At 73.8% G+C, this 22,437-nt stretch carries 23 protein-coding genes; 11 read left to right on the forward strand and 12 right to left on the reverse strand.

The annotated features are described in order from the left end of the window. From V6U81_RS18005 to V6U81_RS18015, 3 genes are all read left to right on the forward strand, one after another. Nucleotides 1–119, forward strand: a 119-nt coding sequence (locus V6U81_RS18005) for a DUF6412 domain-containing protein (protein WP_334490911.1), incomplete at its 5' end; no start/stop codon positions are given. Between the two features lie 79 nt (nt 120–198). Further along, nucleotides 199–942 carry a YidC/Oxa1 family membrane protein insertase gene (locus V6U81_RS18010; protein WP_334490822.1) on the forward strand — a complete coding sequence of 248 codons (744 nt, stop codon included), beginning with the start codon at nt 199–201 and terminating at the stop codon, nt 940–942. A 73-nt stretch (nt 943–1,015) separates the two neighbouring features. Beyond that, nucleotides 1,016–2,440, forward strand: a complete 1,425-nt coding sequence (locus tag V6U81_RS18015) for a carbohydrate-binding protein (RefSeq protein WP_334490823.1) — start codon at nt 1,016–1,018, stop codon at nt 2,438–2,440. An 80-nt stretch (nt 2,441–2,520) separates the two neighbouring features. Here V6U81_RS18015 and V6U81_RS18020 read toward each other — a convergent pair whose 3' ends face one another. Both V6U81_RS18020 and V6U81_RS18025 read right to left on the reverse strand, forming a co-directional pair. Beyond that, a complete protein-coding gene (locus V6U81_RS18020; protein ID WP_334490824.1) occupies nt 2,521–3,192 on the reverse strand; it encodes a DedA family protein in 672 nt (223 codons plus the stop codon). Nucleotides 3,193–3,340: 148 nt separating this feature from the next. After that, nucleotides 3,341–3,949 (reverse strand): DUF1349 domain-containing protein, encoded by a 609-nt coding sequence (locus V6U81_RS18025; protein ID WP_334490825.1) that lies wholly within the window; start codon nt 3,947–3,949, stop codon nt 3,341–3,343. 90 nt (nt 3,950–4,039) lie between these two features. Here V6U81_RS18025 and V6U81_RS18030 point away from each other — a divergent pair, with 90 nt between their 5' ends. After that, a complete protein-coding gene (locus V6U81_RS18030; RefSeq protein ID WP_334490827.1) occupies nt 4,040–5,692 on the forward strand; it encodes an alpha-amylase family protein in 1,653 nt (550 codons plus the stop codon). A gap of 103 nt (nt 5,693–5,795) precedes the next feature. After that, nucleotides 5,796–6,554 carry a 3-oxoacyl-ACP reductase FabG gene (gene fabG / locus V6U81_RS18035; RefSeq protein ID WP_334490829.1) on the forward strand — a complete coding sequence of 253 codons (759 nt, stop codon included), beginning with the start codon at nt 5,796–5,798 and terminating at the stop codon, nt 6,552–6,554. 102 nt (nt 6,555–6,656) lie between these two features. Here fabG and V6U81_RS18040 read toward each other — a convergent pair whose 3' ends face one another. Beyond that, nucleotides 6,657–7,073 carry a hypothetical protein gene (locus V6U81_RS18040; RefSeq protein WP_334490831.1) on the reverse strand — a complete coding sequence of 139 codons (417 nt, stop codon included), beginning with the start codon at nt 7,071–7,073 and terminating at the stop codon, nt 6,657–6,659. Beyond that, entirely contained in the window at nt 7,066–7,461 is a 396-nt protein-coding gene (locus tag V6U81_RS18045) for a hypothetical protein (RefSeq protein WP_334490832.1), read from the reverse strand. Before V6U81_RS18045 ends, V6U81_RS18040 begins: the two co-directional genes overlap by 8 nt. Nucleotides 7,462–7,675: 214 nt before the next feature. Here V6U81_RS18045 and V6U81_RS18050 point away from each other — a divergent pair, with 214 nt between their 5' ends. Next, a complete protein-coding gene (locus V6U81_RS18050; protein WP_334490834.1) occupies nt 7,676–8,575 on the forward strand; it encodes a Gfo/Idh/MocA family protein in 900 nt (299 codons plus the stop codon). A gap of 67 nt (nt 8,576–8,642) precedes the next feature. Here V6U81_RS18050 and V6U81_RS18055 read toward each other — a convergent pair whose 3' ends face one another. Next, nucleotides 8,643–8,834 carry a DUF2795 domain-containing protein gene (locus V6U81_RS18055; RefSeq protein ID WP_334490837.1) on the reverse strand — a complete coding sequence of 64 codons (192 nt, stop codon included), beginning with the start codon at nt 8,832–8,834 and terminating at the stop codon, nt 8,643–8,645. Nucleotides 8,835–8,914: 80 nt separating this feature from the next. Here V6U81_RS18055 and V6U81_RS18060 point away from each other — a divergent pair, with 80 nt between their 5' ends. After that, complete coding sequence (locus V6U81_RS18060; RefSeq protein WP_334490839.1) at nt 8,915–10,171, forward strand: erythromycin esterase family protein; 1,257 nt, start codon at nt 8,915–8,917, stop codon at nt 10,169–10,171. 21 nt (nt 10,172–10,192) lie between these two features. Here the strand turns inward: V6U81_RS18060 and V6U81_RS18065 are convergent, their stop codons facing one another. From V6U81_RS18065 to V6U81_RS18075, 3 genes are all read right to left on the reverse strand, one after another. Further along, the gene (locus V6U81_RS18065) at nt 10,193–12,370 is read right to left on the reverse strand and encodes an MMPL family transporter (protein ID WP_334490841.1); all 2,178 of its coding nucleotides are present in this window, start codon (nt 12,368–12,370) and stop codon (nt 10,193–10,195) included. A gap of 13 nt (nt 12,371–12,383) precedes the next feature. Next, a complete protein-coding gene (locus tag V6U81_RS18070; protein ID WP_334490844.1) occupies nt 12,384–12,944 on the reverse strand; it encodes a TetR/AcrR family transcriptional regulator in 561 nt (186 codons plus the stop codon). Between the two features lie 80 nt (nt 12,945–13,024). After that, entirely contained in the window at nt 13,025–13,636 is a 612-nt protein-coding gene (locus V6U81_RS18075) for a PadR family transcriptional regulator (RefSeq protein WP_334490846.1), read from the reverse strand. Nucleotides 13,637–13,693: 57 nt separating this feature from the next. On the opposite strand from V6U81_RS18075, the gene V6U81_RS18080 reads away from it, so the two are divergent. Continuing rightward, nucleotides 13,694–14,893 (forward strand): FAD-dependent oxidoreductase, encoded by a 1,200-nt coding sequence (locus V6U81_RS18080; protein ID WP_334490848.1) that lies wholly within the window; start codon nt 13,694–13,696, stop codon nt 14,891–14,893. Between the two features lie 3 nt (nt 14,894–14,896). On the opposite strand, the gene V6U81_RS18085 is transcribed toward V6U81_RS18080, so the two are convergent. After that, on the reverse strand, nt 14,897–15,286 hold the full coding sequence (locus V6U81_RS18085; RefSeq protein WP_334490850.1) for a winged helix-turn-helix transcriptional regulator: 390 nt from the start codon (nt 15,284–15,286) through the stop codon (nt 14,897–14,899). Between the two features lie 79 nt (nt 15,287–15,365). Between V6U81_RS18085 and V6U81_RS18090 the strand changes: the two genes are divergently transcribed. Next, nucleotides 15,366–16,808, forward strand: a complete 1,443-nt coding sequence (locus tag V6U81_RS18090; protein ID WP_334490853.1) for an MFS transporter — start codon at nt 15,366–15,368, stop codon at nt 16,806–16,808. Here V6U81_RS18090 and pdxR read toward each other — a convergent pair. Continuing rightward, the gene (gene pdxR, locus V6U81_RS18095; RefSeq protein ID WP_334490912.1) at nt 16,748–18,151 is read right to left on the reverse strand and encodes a MocR-like pyridoxine biosynthesis transcription factor PdxR; all 1,404 of its coding nucleotides are present in this window, start codon (nt 18,149–18,151) and stop codon (nt 16,748–16,750) included. The two genes, V6U81_RS18090 and pdxR, sit on opposite strands and share 61 nt — an antisense overlap. Nucleotides 18,152–18,204: 53 nt before the next feature. Here pdxR and V6U81_RS18100 point away from each other — a divergent pair, with 53 nt between their 5' ends. Both V6U81_RS18100 and V6U81_RS18105 read left to right on the forward strand, forming a co-directional pair. Further along, entirely contained in the window at nt 18,205–18,963 is a 759-nt protein-coding gene (locus V6U81_RS18100; RefSeq protein WP_334490854.1) for an isocitrate lyase/PEP mutase family protein, read from the forward strand. 48 nt (nt 18,964–19,011) lie between these two features. Further along, the gene (locus V6U81_RS18105; RefSeq protein ID WP_334490856.1) at nt 19,012–19,971 is read left to right on the forward strand and encodes a DNA polymerase domain-containing protein; all 960 of its coding nucleotides are present in this window, start codon (nt 19,012–19,014) and stop codon (nt 19,969–19,971) included. A 15-nt stretch (nt 19,972–19,986) separates the two neighbouring features. Here the strand turns inward: V6U81_RS18105 and V6U81_RS18110 are convergent, their stop codons facing one another. After that, the gene (locus V6U81_RS18110) at nt 19,987–21,219 is read right to left on the reverse strand and encodes an ROK family transcriptional regulator (protein ID WP_477463461.1); all 1,233 of its coding nucleotides are present in this window, start codon (nt 21,217–21,219) and stop codon (nt 19,987–19,989) included. Nucleotides 21,220–21,330: 111 nt separating this feature from the next. Beyond that, entirely contained in the window at nt 21,331–22,431 is a 1,101-nt protein-coding gene (locus V6U81_RS18115) for a substrate-binding domain-containing protein (protein ID WP_334490858.1), read from the reverse strand. Nucleotides 22,432–22,437 lie beyond the last annotated feature (6 nt).

The raw sequence follows: 22,437 nt of genomic DNA on the forward strand, positions 1-22,437 counted from the left end.
GGGCCCGGGCCCGGGGCCGCCGGGTGCCCCGGCAGGTCGATCCGGGCGCGGCGGGCCGGCCCCGCCCGCGGGCACCGGGTGGCCGCCCGCCGGTCGGGTGGCGTCCGGTCGCGGGCTGACCCCGCGCGCCGCCGTCCGGCCGGTTCCGCCGTCATCCGTCCCGACGGGACATCCGGAATCGGACCGAGGGGTTCACCCATGCTCGCCTTCTCACCCGTGCACGACGCGGCGGCCGCGGCCGGCGCCGCCGTCAGTTGGCTCTCCGGCGTGCTCGCGCCGCTCACCGGCGGGGCGGCCACCGCCGCCGCCATCGTGCTGTTCACCATCGCCGTCCGCCTGCTGATCTCCCCGTTGACCCTCGCGCAGGTCCGCGGGGAGCGGCGCCGCGCGGCGCTCACCCCGGAGGTCCGTCAGCTCCAGCAGCGGCACGCGGACGATCCGGCGAAGCTCCAGTCGGAGCTCTTCGCGCTCTACCGACGGGCCGGGGCGTCGCCGGTCGCCGGCTGCCTGCCGGCTCTGCTCCAGGCGCCGTTCTTCCTGGTCATGTACCGCCTCTTCGCCACCGACGACGGCGGCGCCGGGCTGCTGGACGACAAGCTTGGCGGGGTGCCGCTCGGCTGGCACCTGGGCGACGGGCTGTCGCCGTCGGTGGTGGCCGTCTTCGGGCTGCTGCTCGGGCTGCTGCTCGTGCTGGCCTGGTTCTCCTCCCGGCGGGCGAAGCGGGCGGCGGCGGCGACCGGCACGGTGGCCGGCGCCCCGACCGAGGGGCCCGGGGCGGCGGTGCTGGGCCGGCTGATCCCGCTGCTGCCGTACACGACGGTGCTGGTGGCGCTGGTGGTGCCGCTGGCCGCCGTGCTCTACCTGGTGACCACCACGGCGTGGACCGCCGGCGAGCAGGTGGTGTTGCGCCGGCCGCAGCCGGCAGACATCGACGCCCGTTGACAAGGGGATCGCGGCGGCGTAGAAAGCGCTCTCAGAGAGCGCTCTCTCCCCGTCCCCCCAGAGAGGCACCCCGATGAACGCTGTCCCGGCGGCCCCGGCCGCCCCCGCCACCCCGCGCCGGCGCCGCCGGCTCCTGCTCGCCCTCGGCCTCGCCACCACCACCATCCTGGCCGGCGTCCAGCTGACCGCCCAGGCCGCCGTCCCGCCACCGCCGTCGGGCTGGAACCTGATGTGGAGCGACGACTTCACCGGCGGGGCCGGCACCCTGCCGTCCTCGACCAACTGGATCATCGACACCGGCACCAGCTACCCCGGCGGCCCGGCCAACTGGGGCACCGGCGAGATCCAGACGTACACCTCCAGCACCGCCAACCTCAGCCAGGACGGTGCCGGCAACCTGCGGATCACCCCGCTGAAGGACCCCGCCGGCCGGTGGACCTCGGCCCGGATCGAGACGGTCCGCGCCGACTTCAAGCCGCCCGCCGGGGGAGTCCTGGCGATCGAGGGCCGGATCCAGATGCCCAACGTCACCGGCGCCGAGGCGGCCGGCTACTGGCCCGCGTTCTGGTCGCTCGGCTCGCCCTACCGGGGCAACTACCAGAACTGGCCGGGCATCGGCGAGATCGACGTGATGGAGAACGTCAACGGGCTCAACCAGGTCTGGGGCACGCTGCACTGCGGGTACGCCCCGGGCGGGCCGTGCAACGAGTTCAACGGCCTCGGCAACACCCGGGCCTGCCCGGGCAGCAGCTGCCAGTCCGCGTTCCACACCTACCGCACCGAGTGGGACGCCTCGGTCACCCCCCAGCAGCTGCGCTGGTACGTCGACGGGCAGCTCTTCCACACCGTCAGCCAGACCCAGGTCGGTGACCCGTACTGGGGGCAGATGACCAACCACGGCGGCTACTTCCTGCTGCTCAACGTGGCGATGGGCGGGTCGTTCCCGAACGGGGTGGCCGGCTACACCACGCCGACCGGTTCGACCGTCTCCGGCCGGCCGATGCTGGTCGACTACGTGGCCGTCTACCGCAAGGGGTCGACCTCCAGCCCGTCGCCGAGCCCGACCACGACCACCCCGCCGCCGTCCGGCGGGGTCGACGCGTACGGGACCATCCAGGCTGAGGCGTTCAGCGCGCAGAACGGGGTGATCGTCGAGGCGTGCACCGAGGGCGGGCAGAACCTCGGCGCGCTGCGCAACGGTGACTGGGCCCGGTACGACAACGTGGACTTCGGCACCACCGGGCCGCGGGACTTCGTGGCCCGGGTCGCCTCCGGCGCGCCGGGCGGGGTGAGCGGGCTGGTCGAGGTCCGGCTGGACAGCCCGACCAGCGCCCCGATCGGCAGCTTCGCGATCGCCAACACCGGCGGCTGGCAGAGCTGGCGCTCGGTGCCGGGCAACACCGCCGCGGTGACCGGGCGGCACACCGTCTACCTGACCTTCACCAGCGGCCAGGGGGCGGACTTCGTCAACGTCAACTGGTTCACCTTCCGGCGCTGACGCCCGACGAGGAGAGGCCCGCGTCGCCGACGCGGGCCTCTTCGGCGTTTCGGGGCAGTGGTCGAACTGCTCCTGGGCGGTCAGCGCCCGGCGGTCACCGACTGGCGGTCGCGCCGCGCCCGCCGCCTGCGGACCTTCTTGACCACCCAGGTGGCGATCATGATGCCGAAGATCGCGAAGATCGCGTAGTTGAACCAGCTGCTGTACTGCTCCACCTGCTGCCAGCGGGAGCCCAGCGCGTAGCCGGCACCGACGATCAGGGTGTTCCACACCCCGCTGCCCAGCGTGGTGAGGAGCAGGAACTCGCCCAGCGGCATCCGGTTCGCGCCGGCCGGCACCGAGACCAGGCTCCGCACCACCGGGACCACCCGCCCGATCAGCACCGCCCACCGGCCGTGCCGCTCGAACCAGCGGTCCGCCTTCTCCAGGTCACTCCGGTCGACCAGCGGGACGTGGTCCAGCCAGCGCTTGAGCCGCTCCTCGCCCAGCGCCGCGCCGAGCCAGTAGAGCAGCAGCGCGCCGACCAGCGACCCGATCGTCGCGGCGAGCACGATCAGCGCGACGTTGAACCGACCCTGCGACGACAGGTAGCCGGCCAGCGCCAGCACGATCTCGCTGGGGATCGGCGGGATGACGCTCTCCAGCGCCACCAGGAAGGCCACGCCGACCGCGCCGAGCGAGTCGATGATGCTCGCCACCCACCCGGTCAGCCCGCTGAACTGGTTCGGGTCGACGTTCTGGGCGAGAGCCATGGGCGTCCTTCCGAGAGCTGCCGGGGATCAGACGGTGGTACCCGCGACACTGGCCCTCACACCTGCCGTGACCCGCCCCACTGACCTGCCGCTCAGCCTGGCCGCGCAGGCACACCCCCGGGACCGGGCGACCGGCCCGGCCCGGCGGTCAGTCCTCCGGGTGCAGCGCCTCGTCGGCCGGGCCCCGCCGCCAGCCGGTGAACCGGACGGTCAGCCCGCCCCGGGTCGGCGAGCAGCAGAACGGCCCGGCGAGCGCGTCGGCCCCCGGCGCGAGCGGCGCCAGCCGGACCAACCGCCACGGCTCGCCGTCCACCCGGGCCCGGACGGTCAGCGCGTCGCCGTCCCGGCTGGCCCGGATGGTCACCTCCCGCCCGGCCCACTCCGGCACCGGGGCCACCGACCAGTCGGAGACCTCCCGGGTCACCACCGCACCGAGCTGCGGTTGGCCGTCGCTGACCTCCACCCCGGCCTTGACCCAGTTCCGCTCGTCCACCCGGACCAGCACCCCGGCCTGGTCGAACCGCTCGGTGTAGTCCAGCCGGAAGGACACCTCGACGGCGCTGCCGTCGGGCAGCGGGGCGAGCAGGGCCGGCCCGTCGTCGTGCACGAAGCCGTAGCTGGTGTGCCGCCAGAAGTCGCTCTCCGCTCCCGGCTCCACCAGCAGCCCGCCGTCGGCGCTCCGCGCCACCCGGACCGGTTCGTTCAGCCAGTCGCCGGCGTCCCAGCCCACGTCGCGCATCGTGCCGTCCCCGCTCATGCCCGCACCGTACCGCCGGTCCCCGACCATTCCGGGGTGCCTGCCGCCCGGGCGTTTGCCGAGGGAGCCGATCGGAGACATAAACCCGGCATGGGTGACAGGTGGTATTCCGAGGCGGTCGTCTACTGCCTCGACGTCGACACGTACGCGGACTCCGACGGCGACGGGGTCGGTGACCTCCGTGGCCTGATCGGCCGGCTGGACTATCTGGCCCGGCTGGGGGTGACCTGCCTGTGGCTCAACCCGATCCACCCGTCGCCGAACCAGGACGACGGGTACGACGCGACCGACTTCTACAACGTCGACCCGCGACTCGGGACCCTCGGTGACTTCGCCGAACTGCTGCACCAGGCGCAGAACCGGGGCATCCGGGTGATCATCGACCTGGTGGTCAACCACACCTCCGACCAGCACCCGTGGTTCCAGTCCGCCCGTTCCTCTCCCGACTCGCCGTACCGGGACTGGTACGTCTGGGCCGACCAGGAGCCGGACGACCGGTACCAGGGCATGGTCTTCCCCGGCGAGCAGCACGAGACGTGGAGCTACGACCGGACCGCCAAGGCCTGGTACTACCACCGCTTCTACAAGTTCCAGCCGGACCTGAACATCAGCAACCCGAAGGTGCGCGAGGAGATCAAGAAGATCACCTCGTTCTGGCTCCAGCTCGGGGTCTCCGGCTTCCGGATGGACGCGGTGCCGTTCATCATCGAGCAGACCGAGCCGGGCAACCCCAACTCGCCCAAGGACTTCGACTTCATCACCGAGCTGCGCCAGCACGTGCAGTGGCGCCGCGGCGACGCCGTCCTGCTGGCCGAGGCGAACGTCGAACCGGACCAGCTCCCGGTCTACTTCGGCGACGGGAGCGGGTCGGGCAACCGGATCCACATGCTCTTCGACTTCATGCTCAACGGCCGACTGATGCTCGCCCTCGCCCGGGAGGACCCGGAGGCCATCATCGACGCGCTGCGCGACACCCCGAAGCTGCCCACCGGCGGCCAGTGGGCGACCTTCCTGCGCAACCACGACGAGATCGACCTGTCCCGGCTCACCGCCGACCAGCGCAACGACGTGCTGGCGAAGTTCGGCCCGGACGAGGAGATGCAGCTCTACGGCCGGGGCATCCGGCGCCGGCTCGCCCCGATGCTCGGCAACGACCGGCGGCACGTCGAGCTGGCGTACGCCCTCCAGTTCTCGCTGCGCGGCACGCCGGTGCTGCGCTACGGCGAGGAGATCGGCATGGGCGAGAACCTGGCGCTGAAGGGGCGCGACGCGATCCGTACCCCGATGCAGTGGTCGTTCCAGACCAACGGCGGCTTCTCCACGGCGGAACCGGAGAAGCTGGTACGACCGGTGATCGACACCGGCGAGTACGGGTACGAGACGGTCAACGTGACCGCCCAGCGCAAGGACCCCCGGTCCCTGCTCGGCTGGTTCGAGCGGATGATCCGGACGCTGCGGGAGGCGCCGGAGGTCGGTTCCGGGGCCACCACCCACATCGACGTGCCGATGCCGGCCGGCGTGCTCGCGCACCGGGCCGACGGTCCCACCGGGACGATGGTCTTCCTGCACAACCTCGGCACCGAGGACGTCGAGGTCGACCTGAGCACCCTGCAGCCGGAGGCCGACCTGCCGATAGACGTCCTCTCCGACCGGGGCTACGACGAGGTCGGCAAGCTGGACCGGCTGAAGCTCGCCGGGCACGGCTACCGCTGGATCCGGCTCTGCCGCAGCTGGTCGTCCTGACCACCCGCCGCACCGGCCCGTCGCCGCTCGTCGGCGGCGGGCCGGTCCGCGTACCCCTGGGTTAAGCTCCTTCGATCGAGCCACAAGTTACCGGGAGGTAATCATGTCGGAGGAGCAGCGGGTCGCCATCGTGACCGGTGCCGCGCGCGGCATCGGGGCGGCCACCGCACGGCGGCTGGCCGCCGACGGCATGGCCGTCGCCGTGGTCGACATCGAGGAGTCGGCGACCAAGGAGACCGTGGACGCGATCGCCGCCGCGGGCGGGCGGGCCCTCGGTGTCGGCGCCGACGTGTCCGACCGGGCCCAGGTGGAGGCCGCCGTCGAGCGGGTCGCCACCGAGTTGGGCGGGCCGACGGTGCTGGTCAACAACGCCGGCGTGCTCCGCGACAACCTGCTGTTCAAGATGACCGACGCCGACTGGGACATGGTCATGGGCGTGCACCTGCGGGGCGCGTTCCTGTTCAGCCAGGCCGCCCAGAAGCACATGGTCGAGCGGAAGTGGGGCCGGATCGTCAACCTCTCCAGCACCTCGGCGCTGGGCAACCGGGGCCAGGCGAACTACTCGGCCGCCAAGGCCGGCATGCAGGGCTTCACCAAGACCCTCGCCATCGAGCTGGGCCCGTTCGGCGTGACCGTCAACGCGGTCGCGCCGGGCTTCATCGTCACCGACATGACCGCCGCGACCGCCGCCCGGATGAAGGTCGACTTCGACGACCTGCAGAAGCACGCCGCGGCCGAGATTCCGGTCCGCCGCCCCGGCCGCCCGGAGGACGTCGCGCACACCATCTCGTTCCTGGCCAGCGAGGGCGCCTCGTTCGTCTCCGGCCAGGTCATCTACGTGGCCGGCGGCCCCAAGGACTGACCGCCCCGCACCAGGAATGGCCGCTCTTTCACGGAAGGAGCGGCCATTCCGCGCTCCATGGCCGCGCTTTCCGTGAAGGAGTGGCCCCCGGAGCGGGGAGGGTCAGGTGGTGGTGTGGCGGGTGCGCCAGAGCCAGAGGAGGCCGAGCACCGGGAGGACCAGCGGGATGTAGCCGTAGCCGCTGCCGAAGCCGGACCAGACCGTCTCGTCGGGGAACAGCTCCCGGTCGGCCAGGCTGAGGATGCCGACCCCGACGACCCCGACCAGCTCGACGGAACAGCAGACCAGCGCCACCCGGCGGCCGGTGTGCCCGGCCCGGGCCAGCCCGACCGCGGCCACGATGTAGATCACCGCGGCCAGCGCGGAGAGCAGGTACGCCACCGGCGCCTCGTCGAACTTCGTGGCGATCTGCAGCCCGGCGCGGGAGGTGGCGGCGATCGCGAACAGGATGTAGACCGCGATCAGCAGCCGCCCCGGCCCCTTGTTCGTGGCGCGCTCCGGCGCCCGGGTCTCAGCCACCGAGGGCCTCCCAGGTCTGCTGCAACCGCACCACGACCACCGGGGTGACCAGGCAGATCGCGCAGACGATCGCCGATCCCCAGCGGGTGGGCTCCATCCTCGCCAGCACCCACGCCAGCGGCGGCAGGCAGACCAGGGTCACCAGGTAGCCGAAGAAGGCGCCGGGCTCGCCCGGCTGGTCCCCGCCGCCGATGGCGACCAGCGCCACCACGGCCAGCGCGAGCAGCGCGACCTCCAACACGGCCAGGCCGAGGAACTGGGCCCGGTCCGGCGGCCGGTGGCGCACCGCGGCCACCAGGGCCCAGAGCGCGAGTACGAGCGACAGCACGATCGCCGCCGCCGGGAGGAGGCCGTCCACCGGCGAGCCGGCCGCGGCCGCGCTGGTCATCGGGGGCATCCGAGCGGAGTGTCGGTCACCGGCACAGCCTACTAACCGTCGTAGTACTCGCGGTCGCCCCGGTCCGCGCGTCGCGGTGCCCGGCCGGTCCCGCCGCGCTTCGTCGCGGCGCATCGGACCCGTTGCCTGCGTACGGACGGCCGGCGGGCTAGCGTGGATCACGGTCGCGGCGTTGCCGTGACCGACGACGACACCGGGGGTATCCGTGCTGCGGTTCGGCTTGTTCGGCACTGGTCACTGGGCGGCGGAGACGCACGCCGCCGCGATCGACGCGCACCCGCGCGCCACGCTGGCCGGCGTCTGGGGGCGTAACCCGGAGCGGGCGGCGGCGCTGGCCGAGCGGCACGGCGTGCCCGTCTTCGACGACGTCGACGCGCTGCTGGACGCGTGTGACGCGGTGGCCGTCGCGCTCCCGCCGGACGTGCAGGCCGGCATCGCCGTCCGGGCCGCCACCGCCGGCCGGCACCTGCTGCTGGACAAGCCGCTGGCGCTCGAGCTCGCCGACGCCGACCGGGTGGTCGCCGCCGCGCAGGGGGCCGGGGTGGCCTCGGTGGTCTTCTTCACCCAGCGCTACCACCCCAACATCACCGGATTCCTCGCCGCCACCGCCGCGGCCGGCGGCTGGCAGCACGCCCGGGCGACGATGTTCGCCTCGATCTACCAGCCGGGCAACCCGTACGGCGAGTCGCAGTGGCGGAAGAAGCACGGCGCTCTCTGGGACATCGGCCCGCACGCGCTGTCGCTGATCCTGCCGGTGCTGGGCCCGGTCACCCGGGTGGCCGCGATGGACGGCCCGAGCGGCCTGGTCCACCTGCTGCTCACCCACGACGGCGGCGCCACCAGCTCGCTCTCGCTCACCCTGGACGCGCCGCCCGAGGCGGTGACCCGGGACTTCGTCTTCTTCGGCGAGAACGGCACCGAGACCGTGCCGCCGGGGGACGGGAACGCGCTCAGCGCCTACGGCACCGCCATCGACCAGCTGCTGGAGGAGGTCGACGCGGGCACCCGCGACCACCGCTGCGACGTGCGCTTCGGCCGGGACGTGGTGGCCGTCCTGACGGCCGCCGAGACCGCCCGCACCGAGGGTCGCACCGTCGACGTCTGACCGGTCACGGCCCCGGGCGGGTCGGCCCCCGGCGGGACGATGTCCCTACCCTGCGTGGGGGCCCGGCTCAGGCCAGCGTGCTCAGGGCCTCGTTGAGGTCGGCGGGGGAGTCGAACTGCTCCGCCGGCAACGCCCGCAACATCTGGAGCATCTCGGTGCTGGCGCCGTTCTCCTGGCCCCAGCGGACCAGGTCCTCGCGGGAGACCGGGTAGTCGAGCCCGGCCAGGTACTCCTGGAACTGCACCCCGGTGACGGTCATGGGGGCCGGCTACCCGCCCAGCGCGCCGGCACACCGACACCCGGCCGGTTTGCCCGTCCGAGCGCCGGGTAGCCGCGGACATGCTGGTTCAGCGGCTCGGCGCGCCGAGCGACTTCGATCCGGTTCTGGAGCGCGTCCGGGACGCCCGGGTGGTGATGATCGGTGAGGCCACCCACGGCAGCTACGACTACTACCGGCTGCGCGAGCAGCTCACCCGGCGGCTCATCGCCGAGCAGGGCTTCGATTTCGTGGCGGTGGAGGGGGACTGGCCGGACTGCGACCGGGTGCACCGGTCGGTGGTGGGCGCCCCCGGCGGCGCCGCCGATCCGCGTACCGCCCTGGAACGGTTCGAACGCTGGCCCACCTGGATGTGGGCGAACGCCGAGGTGGACCGCTTCTGCCGCTGGCTCAAGGCGTGGAACCTCGACCGCCCCGAGTCCGAGCGGGCCGGCTTCCACGGGCTGGACGTCTACAGCCTGTGGGAGTCGATGCAGGCCATCTTCGACTACCTCGGCGAGGAGGACCCGCGGTCGCTGGAGGCGGCGCAGGAGGCGTACCGGTGCTTCGAGCCGTACGACAAGCGGGTCGAGGAGTACGGCGCGGCCAGCCGGTTCGTCTCCGCCCGCTGTGAGGAGGAGGTGGTACGGCTGCTGGCGCGTACCCGGGCGCACGCCGTCTCGGACGGCCCGGCGGCCTTCTCGGCCTGGCAGAACGCGGAGGTGGTGGCCGGCGCGGAACGCTACTACCGGGCGATGGTGCAGGGCGGCCCGGAGTCGTGGAACGTCCGCGACATCCACATGACCGACACCCTGGATCGCCTGCTGGAGCGGTACGGCCCGGGCTCGCGGGGGATCGTCTGGGCGCACAACACCCACGTGGGCGACGCCCGCTACACCGACATGGCGGGCGACGGGATGATCAACATCGGCCAGCTGGCCCGGGAGCGGCTCGGCCGGGACGCGGTCGCGCTGATCGGGATGGGCAGCTACCGGGGGACGGTCATCGCCGCCCCGCGCTGGGGTTCGCCGGCCGAGGCGATGGTGGTGCCGCCGGCCCGCGAGGGTTCGGTGGAGCGGCGGATGCACGAGCTGCTGCCGGACCGGGCGGTGCTGGTCTTCGGCGGCCCCGACCAGCCTGACTGGGTCACCCGCACCGTCGACCACCGGGCGATCGGGGTGGTCTACGACCCGACGTTCGAGTCCTGGGGCAACTACGTGCCGACCCGGCTGGCCGACCGCTACGACGCCTTCGTCTGGTGCGCGGAGACCACCGCCCTGCACCCGCTGCCCACGCTGACGTCCTTCGGCGAGATGGAGACCTACCCGGCCGGCGTGTGACCGGCCAGGCCGGTCGCCGGATCAGACGCCGACCGGCTGCTTCTCGAGGTGGGCGCGCAGGCCCTCGCCCTCGATGTCCACGTTGGGCAGGACCTTGTCCAGCCAGCGGGGCAGCCACCAGGCCTTCGTGTTGAGCAGGGACATCACCGCCGGGACGATGGTCATCCGGACGATGAAGGCGTCGACCGCGACGCCGACGGCGAGCGCGAAGCCCATCGACTTGATCACCGGGTCGTCGAGGAAGACGAAGCCGCCGAACACCGAGATCATGATGAGCGCGGCGGCGGTGACCACCCGGGCGCCATGCCCCATCCCGTTGATGGTGGCCTGCCGGGCGGTGTCACCGTGCACGAAGTCCTCCCGCATCCGGGAGACCAGGAAGACCTCGTAGTCCATCGCCAGCCCGAACAGGATGCCGATGAGCAGGATCGGCAGGAAGCTGATCAGCGGCCCCGGAGTGTCCAGTCCGACCAGGTCGGAAAGGTGTCCCTGCTGGAACACCGCGACCGTGATGCCGAAGGTGGCCGCCACGGTGAGCAGGAAGCCCAGCGCCGCCTTGACCGGCACCAGGATCGAGCGGAACACCAGCATCAGCAGCAGGATCGACAGCCCGACCACCAGCAGCAGGTAGACCGGGAGCGCGTCGGACAGCTTCTCGGAGACGTCGATGCCGATCGCGGTGACGCCGGTCAGCAGCACCTCGGCGTTGCCGATCGAGCCGACGTGGTCCCGGATGTCGTGCACCAGCGTCTCGGTGGCGGCGTCGGTCGGCCCGGTCTTCGGGATGACGCCGAGCAGCGCGGTCCGGCCGCTGGGGTCGAGCTGCGGCGGGGCCACGGCCAGCACTCCCTCGGTGCGCTGGATCAGGGCGGCGACCTGCGGCACGGCGGCCGAGGTGGCCTGCGGCGAGTCGGCGGTGACCACCACCGCGAGCCGGCCGGTGAAGCCCGGGCCGAAGCCCTCCCGGATCAGGTCGTTGCTCACCCGGGCCGGGGTGCCCTCCGGCGCGGTGCCGGCGTCGGGCAGGGCCAGCCGCATGTCCTGGGCGGGGAGCGCGAGCAGCCCGAGGCCGAGCAGGCCGACCAGGATCACCGGGATGCGCAGCCGGGTCACCCAGTGCGCCCAGCGGAAGCCGAACCCGGAGCGGTCCTCCGAGCCGGTGGCGTCGGATTCGACCGCCTCGCGGCCGCGCAGCTTACGGGGGAGCACCTTGCGGCCGGCGAAGCCGAGCAGCGCCGGGGCGAGGGTGATCGCGACGAGCACGGCCACGGTGACCGTGCCGGCGGCGGCCAGACCCATCACGGTGAGGAAGGGGATGCCCACCACGGCGAGGCCGGCCAACGCGATGACCACGGTGGCGCCGGCGAAGACCACGGCGGAGCCGGCGGTGCCGACGGCGCGGCCGACCGCCTCCTCCGGGGTCAGCCCGTCGAGCAGGTTCTGCCGGTGCCGGGAGGTGATGAAGAGCGAGTAGTCGATACCGACCGCCAGGCCGAGCATCAGCGCCAGGATGGGCGCGGTGCTGGTCAGCTCGACCGCCCCGCTGAGCGCGAAGAGGCCGGCCATGCCGACGCCCACACCGATCAGCGCGTTGAGCATGGTCATGCCGGCGGCGACCAGCGAACCGAAGGTGACGATCAGGACGATCGCGGCGACCGCCACGCCCAGCGCCTCGGTCGAGCCGACCTCCGGCTCGGAGTTGAGCACCTCACCGCCGGGCGCGACCTGCCAGCCCTGCGCGCCGGCCGGCGCGGCGATCTTCTCGTACGCCTCGCGCTGCTCGTCGGTGACCTCGTCGGCGCCCTTGGCGAACTGCACCTGGACCAGGGCGTACCGGCCGTTCGGGGAGACCGCCTGGACCTGGAACGGGTCGAGGGCGCCGACCACCCCGGGCAGCGTGCCGGCCTCCTGCACGACCTGCTTGACCACGGCCTGTCCCTGCGGGGTGGCGAGCTGGCCGTCGGCCGGGGCCTTCACCGCGATGGTGCCGGTGGCGCCGCTGGCCGCCGGGAACCGGTCGGCGAGGAGGTCGAGCGCCTTCTGCGACTCGGTGCCGGGCATGGTGAAGTTGCTGGCCGTCGGGCCGCGCAGGGTGGCCGCGGCGAAGCCGAGGCCGACGAGTACGACGAGCCAGACGGCGACGACGAGTCGCCGGCGGCGCAGTGAGGCCCGGCCGAGCCGGTACAGCAGGGTGGCCATCAGATCCTTGTCCTCATTCGTGGGTGGATGGGTCGGTCGGGACGAGCGCCCGACGGGCGATGGAGAGCAGGGCGGGGCGCAGCTCCTCGTCGGGTAGGTCGACGAACTCGGCGCACGCCTCCGGTACCCCGGCGAGCACGACCAACGCGGCGATCCGGCCGGCGGGGCCGGCGCAGTCGCCGGCGAGCGCGTCGAGCAGCCGCTCGGAGATCCGCTGGACGTGGGCGAAGGCGGGCTGGGTGAGCAGCTCGGGGAACTCGCCGCGCAGTACCGCGATCTCCCGGCGGAAGCGCACCGCGAGGTCGACGAAGCCCTCGGCGGCGGCCCACTGGGCGGCGGCGCCGTCGAGGACTGCGAGCCGGGCGTCCAGCTCGGCGAGCACCTCGAGGGGCCGGGCCATCAGCTCGACCAGCAGGGCTTCCTTGTTGGCGAAGTGGTAGAGCACCGTCGCCTTGGAACAGCCCACCTCGCGGGCGATGTCCTGCAGCGAGGTGCCCCGGTAGCCGGTGGCCGCGAAGCGCCGCGTCGCGGCGGCCAGGATGTCGCCGTGGGTCTCGGGCATGGGGCGGGCCATGCCGTCCAGCATGCCTGACCGATCGGTCAGACCTTGACCGATCGGTCAGACTCGTCGGGTGGCGTTCGCCACAGCGGCCGTCAGTCGCCGTCCGGGCCGGTGCCGCCGGTCCATCCGGCGAGCCAGTCGCCCTCCCAGGTCAGCCGGCCGGCGCGCAGGTCGCCGGCGACCATCCGTACCCAGTCCAGCTCCGTGCGCAGCACCGCCAGCCGGTACTCGTCCTCGATCAGGAAGAGCCGGGGCAGGTCGACGGCCGCCAGGACGGCCTCGCGTTCGCGCAGTTGGGCCTCCAGGGCGGCGGCGCGGCGGTCCAGCTGCCGGGCCGCCTCCGCCGGCGGGAGCAGCGGCAGGAAGGAGAGCGCGACGGGAAACTCGGGAAACTCCCGGGCCGGGGTCGCGAGGGCTGCGGCGAGCCAGTCGTCGAGGGTGCGGCGGCCGGTGTGGGTGAGTTCGTAGACGGTGCGTTCCGGTCGGCGCTCGTCGCGGGCGGTGTGGCTGACCCGGACCAGCTCGTCCCGGCGCAGCCGGTCGATTGCCTGGTAGATGCTGTTGCGCTGCGCGACGTTGACCACGTCCTGCTTGTCGCGCTCCCGGATCAGCTGCTGCATCCGGTACGCGTGCATCGGCTCCTCCACCAGGAGCGCAAGCACCATCATCGCCAACGGGGAGTGGCGGTGTACGCGGGCGGCCATGCGATCACCTTAGGTGACGGGCTGTCGATCTCTAGTCATTTTATGTATAGTCATCGCATGACTAAGACAGTGATCATCGGGGGTGGCATCGCCGGCCCGGTGGCGGCGATGGCGCTGCGCCGCGCCGGCATCGACGCCGTGGTCCACGAGGCGTACGAGCGGGACGCCGTCGGGGTGGGCGCGTTCCTGACCCTGTCGGTCAACGGGGTGGACGCGCTGCGCGCCGTCGGGCTGGACGGGCTGGTCGCGGGGCTCGGCCACCCCACGCCACGGATGGCGCTGGTCAATCACCGGGGCCGCGAGCTGGGCCGGTTCGGCACCAGCGGCACCCGCACCCGGGGCAGCGGCAGCATCACCGTGAAGCGGTCCGACCTCTACCGGGCGCTGCGTGAGGAGGCAGCCCGGCGGGGCGTGCCGATCGTGCACGGCGCCCGGCTGGTCGACGCAGAGCCGACCGGGTCCGGCGTCCGCGCCCGCTTCGCCGACGGCCGGGCCGCCGAGGGTGACCTGCTGATCGGCGCGGACGGCCTGCGGTCCCGGACCCGGCAGATCATCGACCCGGCGGCGCCCGCGCCCCGCTACGTGCCGCTGCTGAACGCCGGCGGCTACACCGCCGGGCTCGGACTGCCCGGCGAGCGGGGTCTGATGCACATGATCTTTGGCAGGCGGTGCTTCTTCTGCTGGATGAACGTCGGCGACGACGAGGTCTGGTGGTTCGCCAATCCGCCGCAGCCAGCCGAGCTGACCCCCGCCCAGCTCGCCGCCATCGGTCCCGGCGAGTGGCGGGCGCGGCTGCGCGCGCTCTTCACCGACGACGCCGGCCCGGCGCTGCGGATCATCGACGCCACCGACCGGATCGAGTACGGCTGGCCCACGTACGACCTGCCCTCGGTGCCCACCTGGCACCGGGACGGGATGGTGATCATCGGAGACGCCGCCCACACCGCTGCCCCGTCGTCCGGGCAGGGTGCGGCGATGGCCTTCGAGGACGCCGTCCAACTGGCCCGCTGCCTGCGCGACCTGCCGGAGGTGCCGGCGGCCTTCGCGGCGTACGAGCGGCTGCGCCGGGCGCGGGTGGAGAAGGTGGTCGCCCAGGGCAGGCGGACCAGCGGCACCAAGGTTGCCGGTCCGGTGGGGCGGGTGCTGCGGGACCTCGCTCTGCCGATCTTCGCGCGCCGGTTCGCCCGGGACGGCGGCGCCTCGCTCGCCTGGCTCTACGACCACCACGTCGACTGGGACGCGAAGGTCACCGCCTGACGGTCAGGCCGGGCCGTGCTCCTGGTCGTACGCCGCCCGCGCCTCGCTGATCGCCGCGCGGTGCCGCTCGGCCCAGTGGGTGAGGGCGACCAGCGACTCGTAGAGCTCCATCGCCATCGGGGTGGCGCGGTACTCGACCTTCGGCGGCACGGTCGGGTGGACCTGCCGGGTGAGCAGACCGTCCCGTTCCAGGTTGCGCAGGGTCAGGGTGAGCATCCGGCGACTGATCCCCTCGACCTGGCGTTCCAGTTCGGTGAAGCGGACCGGCCCGGGGGAGGCGGCCACCAGGATGCCGATGCTCCATTTGCCGCCCACCCGGTCGAGGGCCTCGCGGACCGTGCAGGCGCGGGCCTGGGCCCGGCCGATGGACACACAGTTGTTCCCCTGGGACACGAAAGTGCCTCCTTCCGCTCGTCCTGATGGTCACAGACGATGGTCTCGGTAACAAACCGTGCACCGAGGGGGACGTGCGATGAAGGACCGTTGGGCGGCGCTGCTCGTGCTCTGCGCGGGCAGCCTCATGATCATCCTGGACGGCAGCGTCGTGGCGGTGGCGCTGCCGGCGATCCAGCGCGACCTCGGCTTCTCCACCGCCGGCCTGGCCTGGGTGGTGAACGCCTACCTGGTCGCCTTCGGCGGCCTGCTGCTGTTCGGCGGGCGCCTCGGCGACCTGGCCGGCCGGCGCCGGGTCTTCCTCGGCGGGATCGCGCTCTTCACGCTCGCCTCGCTGGCCTGCGCGCTGGCGACCGGCCCGGCGACGCTCGTCGTCGCCCGCTTCCTCCAGGGCGCCGGCGGGGCCCTCGCCACCGCGGTCGGGCTCGGCATGGTCGTCGCGCTCTTCCCCGCCCCGGCCGAACGGGCCCGGGCCATCGCGGTGTTCAGCTTCACCGGGGCGGCCGGCGCCTCGCTCGGTCTGGTGGCCGGGGGCTACCTGACCGAACTGGCCGGCTGGCGGTCGATCTTCCTGATCAACCTGCCGATCGGGCTGCTGATCGGCGGCGGCGCCGTGCTGCGGGTCCCCGCCGACCGGGGGCTCGGCGCGCGGGCCGGACTGGACCTGCTTGGCACGGTGCTGGTCACCGCCGGGCTGATGGCGACGGTGCTCGCCATCGTCGGCACCGGGGAACACGGCTGGACCTCGCCCCGGACCCTCGCCGCAGCCGGCCCGGCCGCCGCCCTGCTCGGGGCGTTCGCGCTCCGGCAGGCGGTCGCCGCCACCCCGCTGCTGCCACCCCGGATCCTGCGCACGCCCGACCTGGTCGCCGCCAACCTGGTGCAGCTCCTCACCATCGCCGCGTTCTTCGGCTTCCAGTTCCTGCTCGCCGTGGCCCTGCAACAGGTGCTCGGGCTCGCCCCGGCCGCCACCGGACTGGCCTTCCTGCCCACCCCGGTGCTGATCGCGGCGGTCTCGCTCGGCCTCGCCGGGCGGCTGATCGCCCGGTTCGGCGGCCGGGCGGTGCTCCTCGCCGGCCTGGGACTCGCCGCCGTCGGCTTCCTGCTGCTGGCCCGGCTGCCCGCCGACGGGCACTACCCGACCGACGTGCTCCCCGCGACGCTGGTCTTCGGGCTGGCCGGGGGACTGACCCTGCCGGCGGTCACCACGCTCGCCATGGCCGGCGCCGATCCCGCCGACGCCGGGCTCGCCTCCGGGCTGGCCAACACCACCCAGCAGGTCGGCGGCGCGCTCGGCCTGGCCGCGCTGGCCACCCTCGCCGCCCACCGGGCCACCGGGCTGCGCGGCGCCGGCTGGCCCGAGGTCGAGGCCCTGGCCGGCGGCTACCGGCTCGCGTTCGGGGCGGCCGCCGCGCTGGTCACGGCCGCCCTGCTGCTCGCCGTGGCGACCCTGCGCCGGGGTCAGGCCCGCCCGGCGACGGTTCGCAACACCTCGGCCAGCGCCTCCAACGCGGCCGGATAGGCGTGCGCGGGCGGGGTGGCGTACCCGACGACCAGGCCGGGCGGGCCCGAACCGGGACAATGTCGGTGCCCGTCCAGCCCGGTCAGCGCCAGCCCCCGCGCGGCCGCCCGGGCCAGCACCTCCGCCTCGGACGGGCCGCCCGGCGGCAGCGGGACCACGGCGTGCAGGCCGGCGGAGACCCCACCCGCCACCCGCCCACCCAACCGGTCCAGCAGCAGGTCCCGCCGCTGCCGGTAGCGCCGCCGGACGGTGCGCACCTGCCGGTCGTACCCGTGGGTGTCGATCAGGTCGGCGAGCGCGAGCTGCCCGACCACCTCGGTCTGCACGTCCAGGTGGCGCTTGGCCTCCACCACCGGCTCGACCAGCCGGGCGGGCAGCACGAGCCAGGCCAGCCGCAGCGCCGGCCCGAGCGTCTTGGCGGCGGTGCCCACGTAGGCGACCTGCTCCGGCGCGGTGCCCTGCACCGCCCCCACCGGCTGCCGGTCGTAGCGGAACTCGCCGTCGTAGTCGTCCTCGACCACCAGGGCGTCGGCGTCCCGGGCCCAGCCGGTCAGCGCGTGCCGGCGGGCCGGGTGCAGGGTCACCCCGGACGGGTACTGGTGGGCCGGGGTCACCACCGCCGCCGCCACCTCGGCCAGGTCGCCCGCACCGAGCAGCCCGGTCCGGGCGCCCCGCTCGTCCACCGGCAGCGGCAGCACCCGGCCGCCCTGGCGGCGCACCACCTCCCGGTGGAACGGCAGCCCCGGATCCTCCATCGCCAGCACCGGCCGGCCGGCGTCGCTGAGCACCGTGGTGAGCAGCACCAGCGCCTGCACGTAACCGCTGGTGACCACGATCCGTTCCGGATCGGCCAGTACGCCGCGGGCCCGGCCCAGGTAGCCGGCGAGCGCGGCCCGCAGCTCGGGCCGGCCGCGCGGGTCGCCGTAGCCGTACGCGCCGGCCGGGGCGGTGGCCAGCGCCCGGCGGGTGGCCCGCGACCAGGCGGCGACCGGGAAGGCGCCCACGTCGGGGCTGCCCGGGCGCAGGTCGTACCGGGGCGCGGCGGTGGCCGGCGGTGGGGCGGGAGCGGCCGGGGCGGCCCGCCGCAGCGGGCTCACCTCGGTGCCCGCGCCGACCCGGGCCACCAGCCAACCCTCGGCGACCAGCTGGTCGTAGGCGGCGCTGACCGTACCCCGGGCGACGCCCAGCTCGGCGGCGAGCGCGCGGGTGGCCGGGAGCCGGGCCGACGGCGGCAGCCGGCCGTCCCGGATCGCGGCGCGCAACGCCCGCTCCAGGCCGGCCCGCCGCCCGCCCGTGGCGTCCAGCTCCAGATGCAGGTCGACGCCGAAATCGGCCCAGTCCATCAGCACGGGATTGGAGCTTAGGGGCGGGCCACCGGTCGGCCGACAATCGGTCCATGACCGATGCCCCTGCCGCCGTGCTCCGTGCCCTGCACCGCCCCGGTGACCCGCTGCTCCTGCCGAACGCCTGGGACGCCGGCTCCGCCCGGGCCGTCGTCGCCGCCGGCTTCCCGGCGGTCGCCACCAGCAGCGGCGCCGTCGCCGAGTCGCTCGGCCACGCCGACGGCGAGGCCACCCCGGTCGCCGAGATGCTCGCCGCGGTGGGCCGGGTGGTCCGGTCGGTCCCGGTCCCGGTCACCGCCGACCTCGAGCGGGGGTACGGGCTGCGCCCGGCCGAACTGGTCGACCGGGTGCTGGCCACCGGGGCGGCCGGGCTCAACCTGGAGGACTCCGATCCGCGTACCGGCGAACTCTGCGACGTCGACACGCAGGCCGAGCTGCTCGCTGGGGTCCGGGCGGCGGCCGGGCCGGAGCTGGTGGTCAACGCCCGGGTGGACGTCTTCCTGCGCGCCACCGGGGATCCCGCCGCCGGATTCGACGAGGCGGTCCGGCGGGCCCGCCGCTACCGGGAGGCCGGCGCCGACTGCGTCTACCCGATCGTGCTGGCCGACCCGGAGCTGATCGACCGCTTCGTGGCGGCGGTCGGCGGGCCGGTGAACGTCTACCTGCGGGCCGGCGTGCCGACGGTGGCCGAGCTGGCCCGGCTCGGAGTGGCCCGGGTCAGCCTGGGCTCCGGCGTGTACGCCGCCGCGCGCACCCGGGCCGACACGATGCTCGCCGCCCTGGCCGCCGGCACCGACCCGTTCGCGGGCTGACCGCCGCGTCGGGTTGCCCCCGACCGGCGCGGCCGGCAAGGTGAGCGGATGAGCGGGGCCGACGAGACCCGGGACGGGGTCGCACTGACCAACCTGGACCAACCGCTGCTCGCCGGCGGGGACGTCACCAAGCGGGACCTGGTCGACTACCTGGACGCGGTGCGCGAGCGGATCCTGCCCGGCCTGCGGGACCGGCCGCTCTCGGTCATCCGGCTGCTCCGCGGGCAGGACCCGTTCATGCAGAAGAACCTGCCGAAGTACACCCCGGACTGGGTGCGCCGCACCTCGGTCTGGGCCGAGGCGTCGCACCGGCAGGTGTCCTACGCGCTCTGCGACGACCGGCGCACCCTGCTCTGGTTCGCCAACCAGCGGGCCGTCGAGTACCACCCGACGCTGGGCACCGCCGCGCGCCCGGAGCACCCCACCGACCTCGTGCTCGACCTCGACCCGCCGGAGGGGGACGCGTTCGGCGCGGTCGTCCGGACGGCCGCACTGGTCCGGCGGGCGCTCGCCGACGCGGGGTTGACCGGGGCGGTGAAGACCAGCGGCGCGAAGGGCGTGCACGTCTTCGTGCCGGTGGTCGAGGAGACCACCGCGGAGGAGGCGGCCGCCGCCACCCGGGCCCTCGCGGTGCACACCGAACGGCTCGACCCGGCGCTGGCCACTACCGCCTTCATCCGCGAGGACCGGGGCGGCCGGGTCTTCGTCGACCCGACGCGGGCCGGCGGAGCGACGGTGGTCGCCGCGTACAGCCCCCGGATCCGGCCCGGCCTGCCGGTCTCCTTCCCGGTGGCCTGGGACGACCTGCCCGGGGTGACGCCGGGGGACTTCACCGTGCGGACCGTCCCGGCGCTGGTCGCCGAGCGGGATCCGTGGGCGGCGGCGCTGCCCGCACCGCAGCGGCTCCCCGCCGACCTGGTGGCCGAGGGGCGGACCATCCCGGTGGCTCGGGTGCAGGCGATGCACGAGGGCAGACGCCGCGCCCGGGCCCGCCGGGAGGCCGGCTGACCGTGGGCTGGCGCCTCAGCCGGGCAGTCCGGCGTTGAGCGGGTCCGCCAGCAGCTGGTCGAAGGCCAGCTCGGCGGCGCCGACGAGGGCGGCGTCGCGGCCGAGCGCCGCCGCCCGCAGCCGCACGTGTTCCCGGGAGGCCGGCAGCGCCATCGCGTCCAGGCGGTGGCGGACGATGTCCGCCCCGGCCAGGTAGATCTCGCGCAGCGAACCACCGAAGACGACCATGTCCGGGTTGACCACGTTGACGAGGTTGGCGACCCCGAAGCCGAGCCAGTCGGCGACCCGCTCCACGGCCTCCCGGGCCGTGGGTTCGCCGTCGGCCGCGGCGCGGAGGACCTCGGCGACGGCGCCGCGCTCGGCCGGGTCCCGGCCGGCGTGGCGCAGCAGCGCCGCCTCGCCGATCTCGGTCTCCCAGCAGCCACGCGAGCCGCACCCGCAGGGCAGGCCGTGCGGGTTGACCACCATGTGGCCGACCTTGCCGCTGTGACCGCGGTGGCCGACGACCAGTCGGCCGCCGATGATGATGCCGGCGCTGACGCCGACGTCGCCGTGCAGGTAGACGAGATCGTCGATGCCGGCGGCCACCCCGCGGACGTGTTCGGCGAGGCCGCTGATGTCGGCCATGTCGCCGGCGACGAAGCCCGGGCGGGCGGCCAGCTCGGCGTCGAGGGCGGTGCCGAGCGCGTCGGCGCCGCCGATCCGGATCCGCCCGTCGCTGTCCCGGACGGTGTCGGTGACGGCGACCGCGCCGCCCACGAAGAGGGCGTCCTCCTCGACGGCGCGTTCCAGGTCGCGGACCATCGCGGCCAGCGGGGCGACCGCGTCGAGGGTCGGCATGCCGTGCGGGCGGTCGGTCTCGCGCCGGTCGAGGATGCGGCCGCCGAGGCCGATCCGGGCGGCGCGCAGCAGGTCCGCCTCGATGCTCAGCGCGTGCGCGTAGACCCGCTCGGAACAGGGGCTGACCACCAGCGAGGGGCGGCCGGCGCGCCGGGCGGTGGTCGGGGCCTCCTCGGTGACGAGGCCGACGGCCGCGAGGTCGGCGGCGAGCGCGCCGATGGTGCTCCGGTTGAGGCCGAGCCGGCTGGTCAGCTCGGCCCGGGAGGTCGGGCCGTGGATGTGCACGTAGCGCAGCACCGCGCCGAGGTTCTGCCGCCGGATCTCCTCCTGGCCGGCGCCGGGCGTCGAGGGGGTCGGGAAGTCCGGGCCGCGGCCAGGGCGGGGGATTCCGGACCGTACGGGTGCCACCACGGTCTCGTCCCCTCCTTCCCGGTTCCGCCTCACGGGCCGAGGCCCCGCACGACGAAGGGTCCCGGAAGGAGGCTTCCGGGACCCTTCGTCAGCACTGTCTTGCGGTGATTACTTGGTGAGCGGCGAGAGCTTCGGGTCGTTGGCGTACGCCTCGGCCGCGTTCGCCTTGGTGACGGCGACCGGCGGGAGCAGGTACGTGTCGACGACCTTGCTGCCGTTGTTGTACGACTTGGTGTCGTTCACCTCGGGCGCGTTACCGGCCTGCAGGGACTTCACCATCGCGATGGTCTGCTTGACCAGGTTCCGGGTGTCCTTGTTGATCGTCATGTACTGCTCGCCAGCCATGATCGACTTGACCGACTCGACCTCGGAGTCCTGACCGGTGACGACCGGGGTCGGCTTGCCGGCACCCTTGACCGAGGTCAGGATCGCGCGGGCCAGGGTGTCGTTCGGGGAGAGCACGCCGTCCAGCTGCTTGCTGCCGTAGGTCGAGGTCAGCAGCTGGTCCATGCGGGCCTGCGCACCCTCGGCCTTCCAGCCCTGGATGGCGGTCTGCTTGACGTCGGTCTGCTTCGAGGCGACGACCACGTTGCCCTTGTCGATCTCCGGCTTGAGCACGCTCATCGCGCCGTTGAAGAAGACACCGGCGTTGTTGTCGTCCGGCGAGCCGGAGAAGAGCTCGACGTTGTACGGGCCGTTCGGCTTCTTGGCCTTCATGCCGTCCAGCAGGGCCTGGCCCTGGAGCTGGCCGACCTTGAAGTTGTCGAACGCGACGTAGTAGTCGAGGTCCGGGGTGTTGGTGATCAGCCGGTCGTACGCGATGACCTTCACGCCCGCCTGGTGCGCCGCGGCGACCTGGGTGGAGAGCTGCGCGGCGTCGGTCGCGCCGATGACGATGACCTTGGCGCCCTTGGTCACCATGGCGGTGATCTGCGCCTGCTGGTCGGCCACGGTGGTCGACGCGCCGGCGTACTGCACGTCGCTCTTGAAGCCGGCTTCCTTCAGGCCGTTGGTGAACAGGTCACCAGCGAGGACCCAGTTCTCCGAGGTCTTCGACGGCAGCGCGACACCGATCAGGGAGTCCGCCGCGAAGCCCTTGGCGGGGGCGCCGGAGCCGCTCGACTCGCCGTCACGGCCGGAGCCGCAGCCGGTCAGAGCCAGCGTCGCGATGGCGCCGATGGCCACCGTCTTGGCAAGCAAATTGCGCATGAGGAG

This window comes from Micromonospora lacuserhaii (genome assembly GCF_036902735.1).
Classification (GTDB): domain Bacteria; phylum Actinomycetota; class Actinomycetes; order Mycobacteriales; family Micromonosporaceae; genus Micromonospora.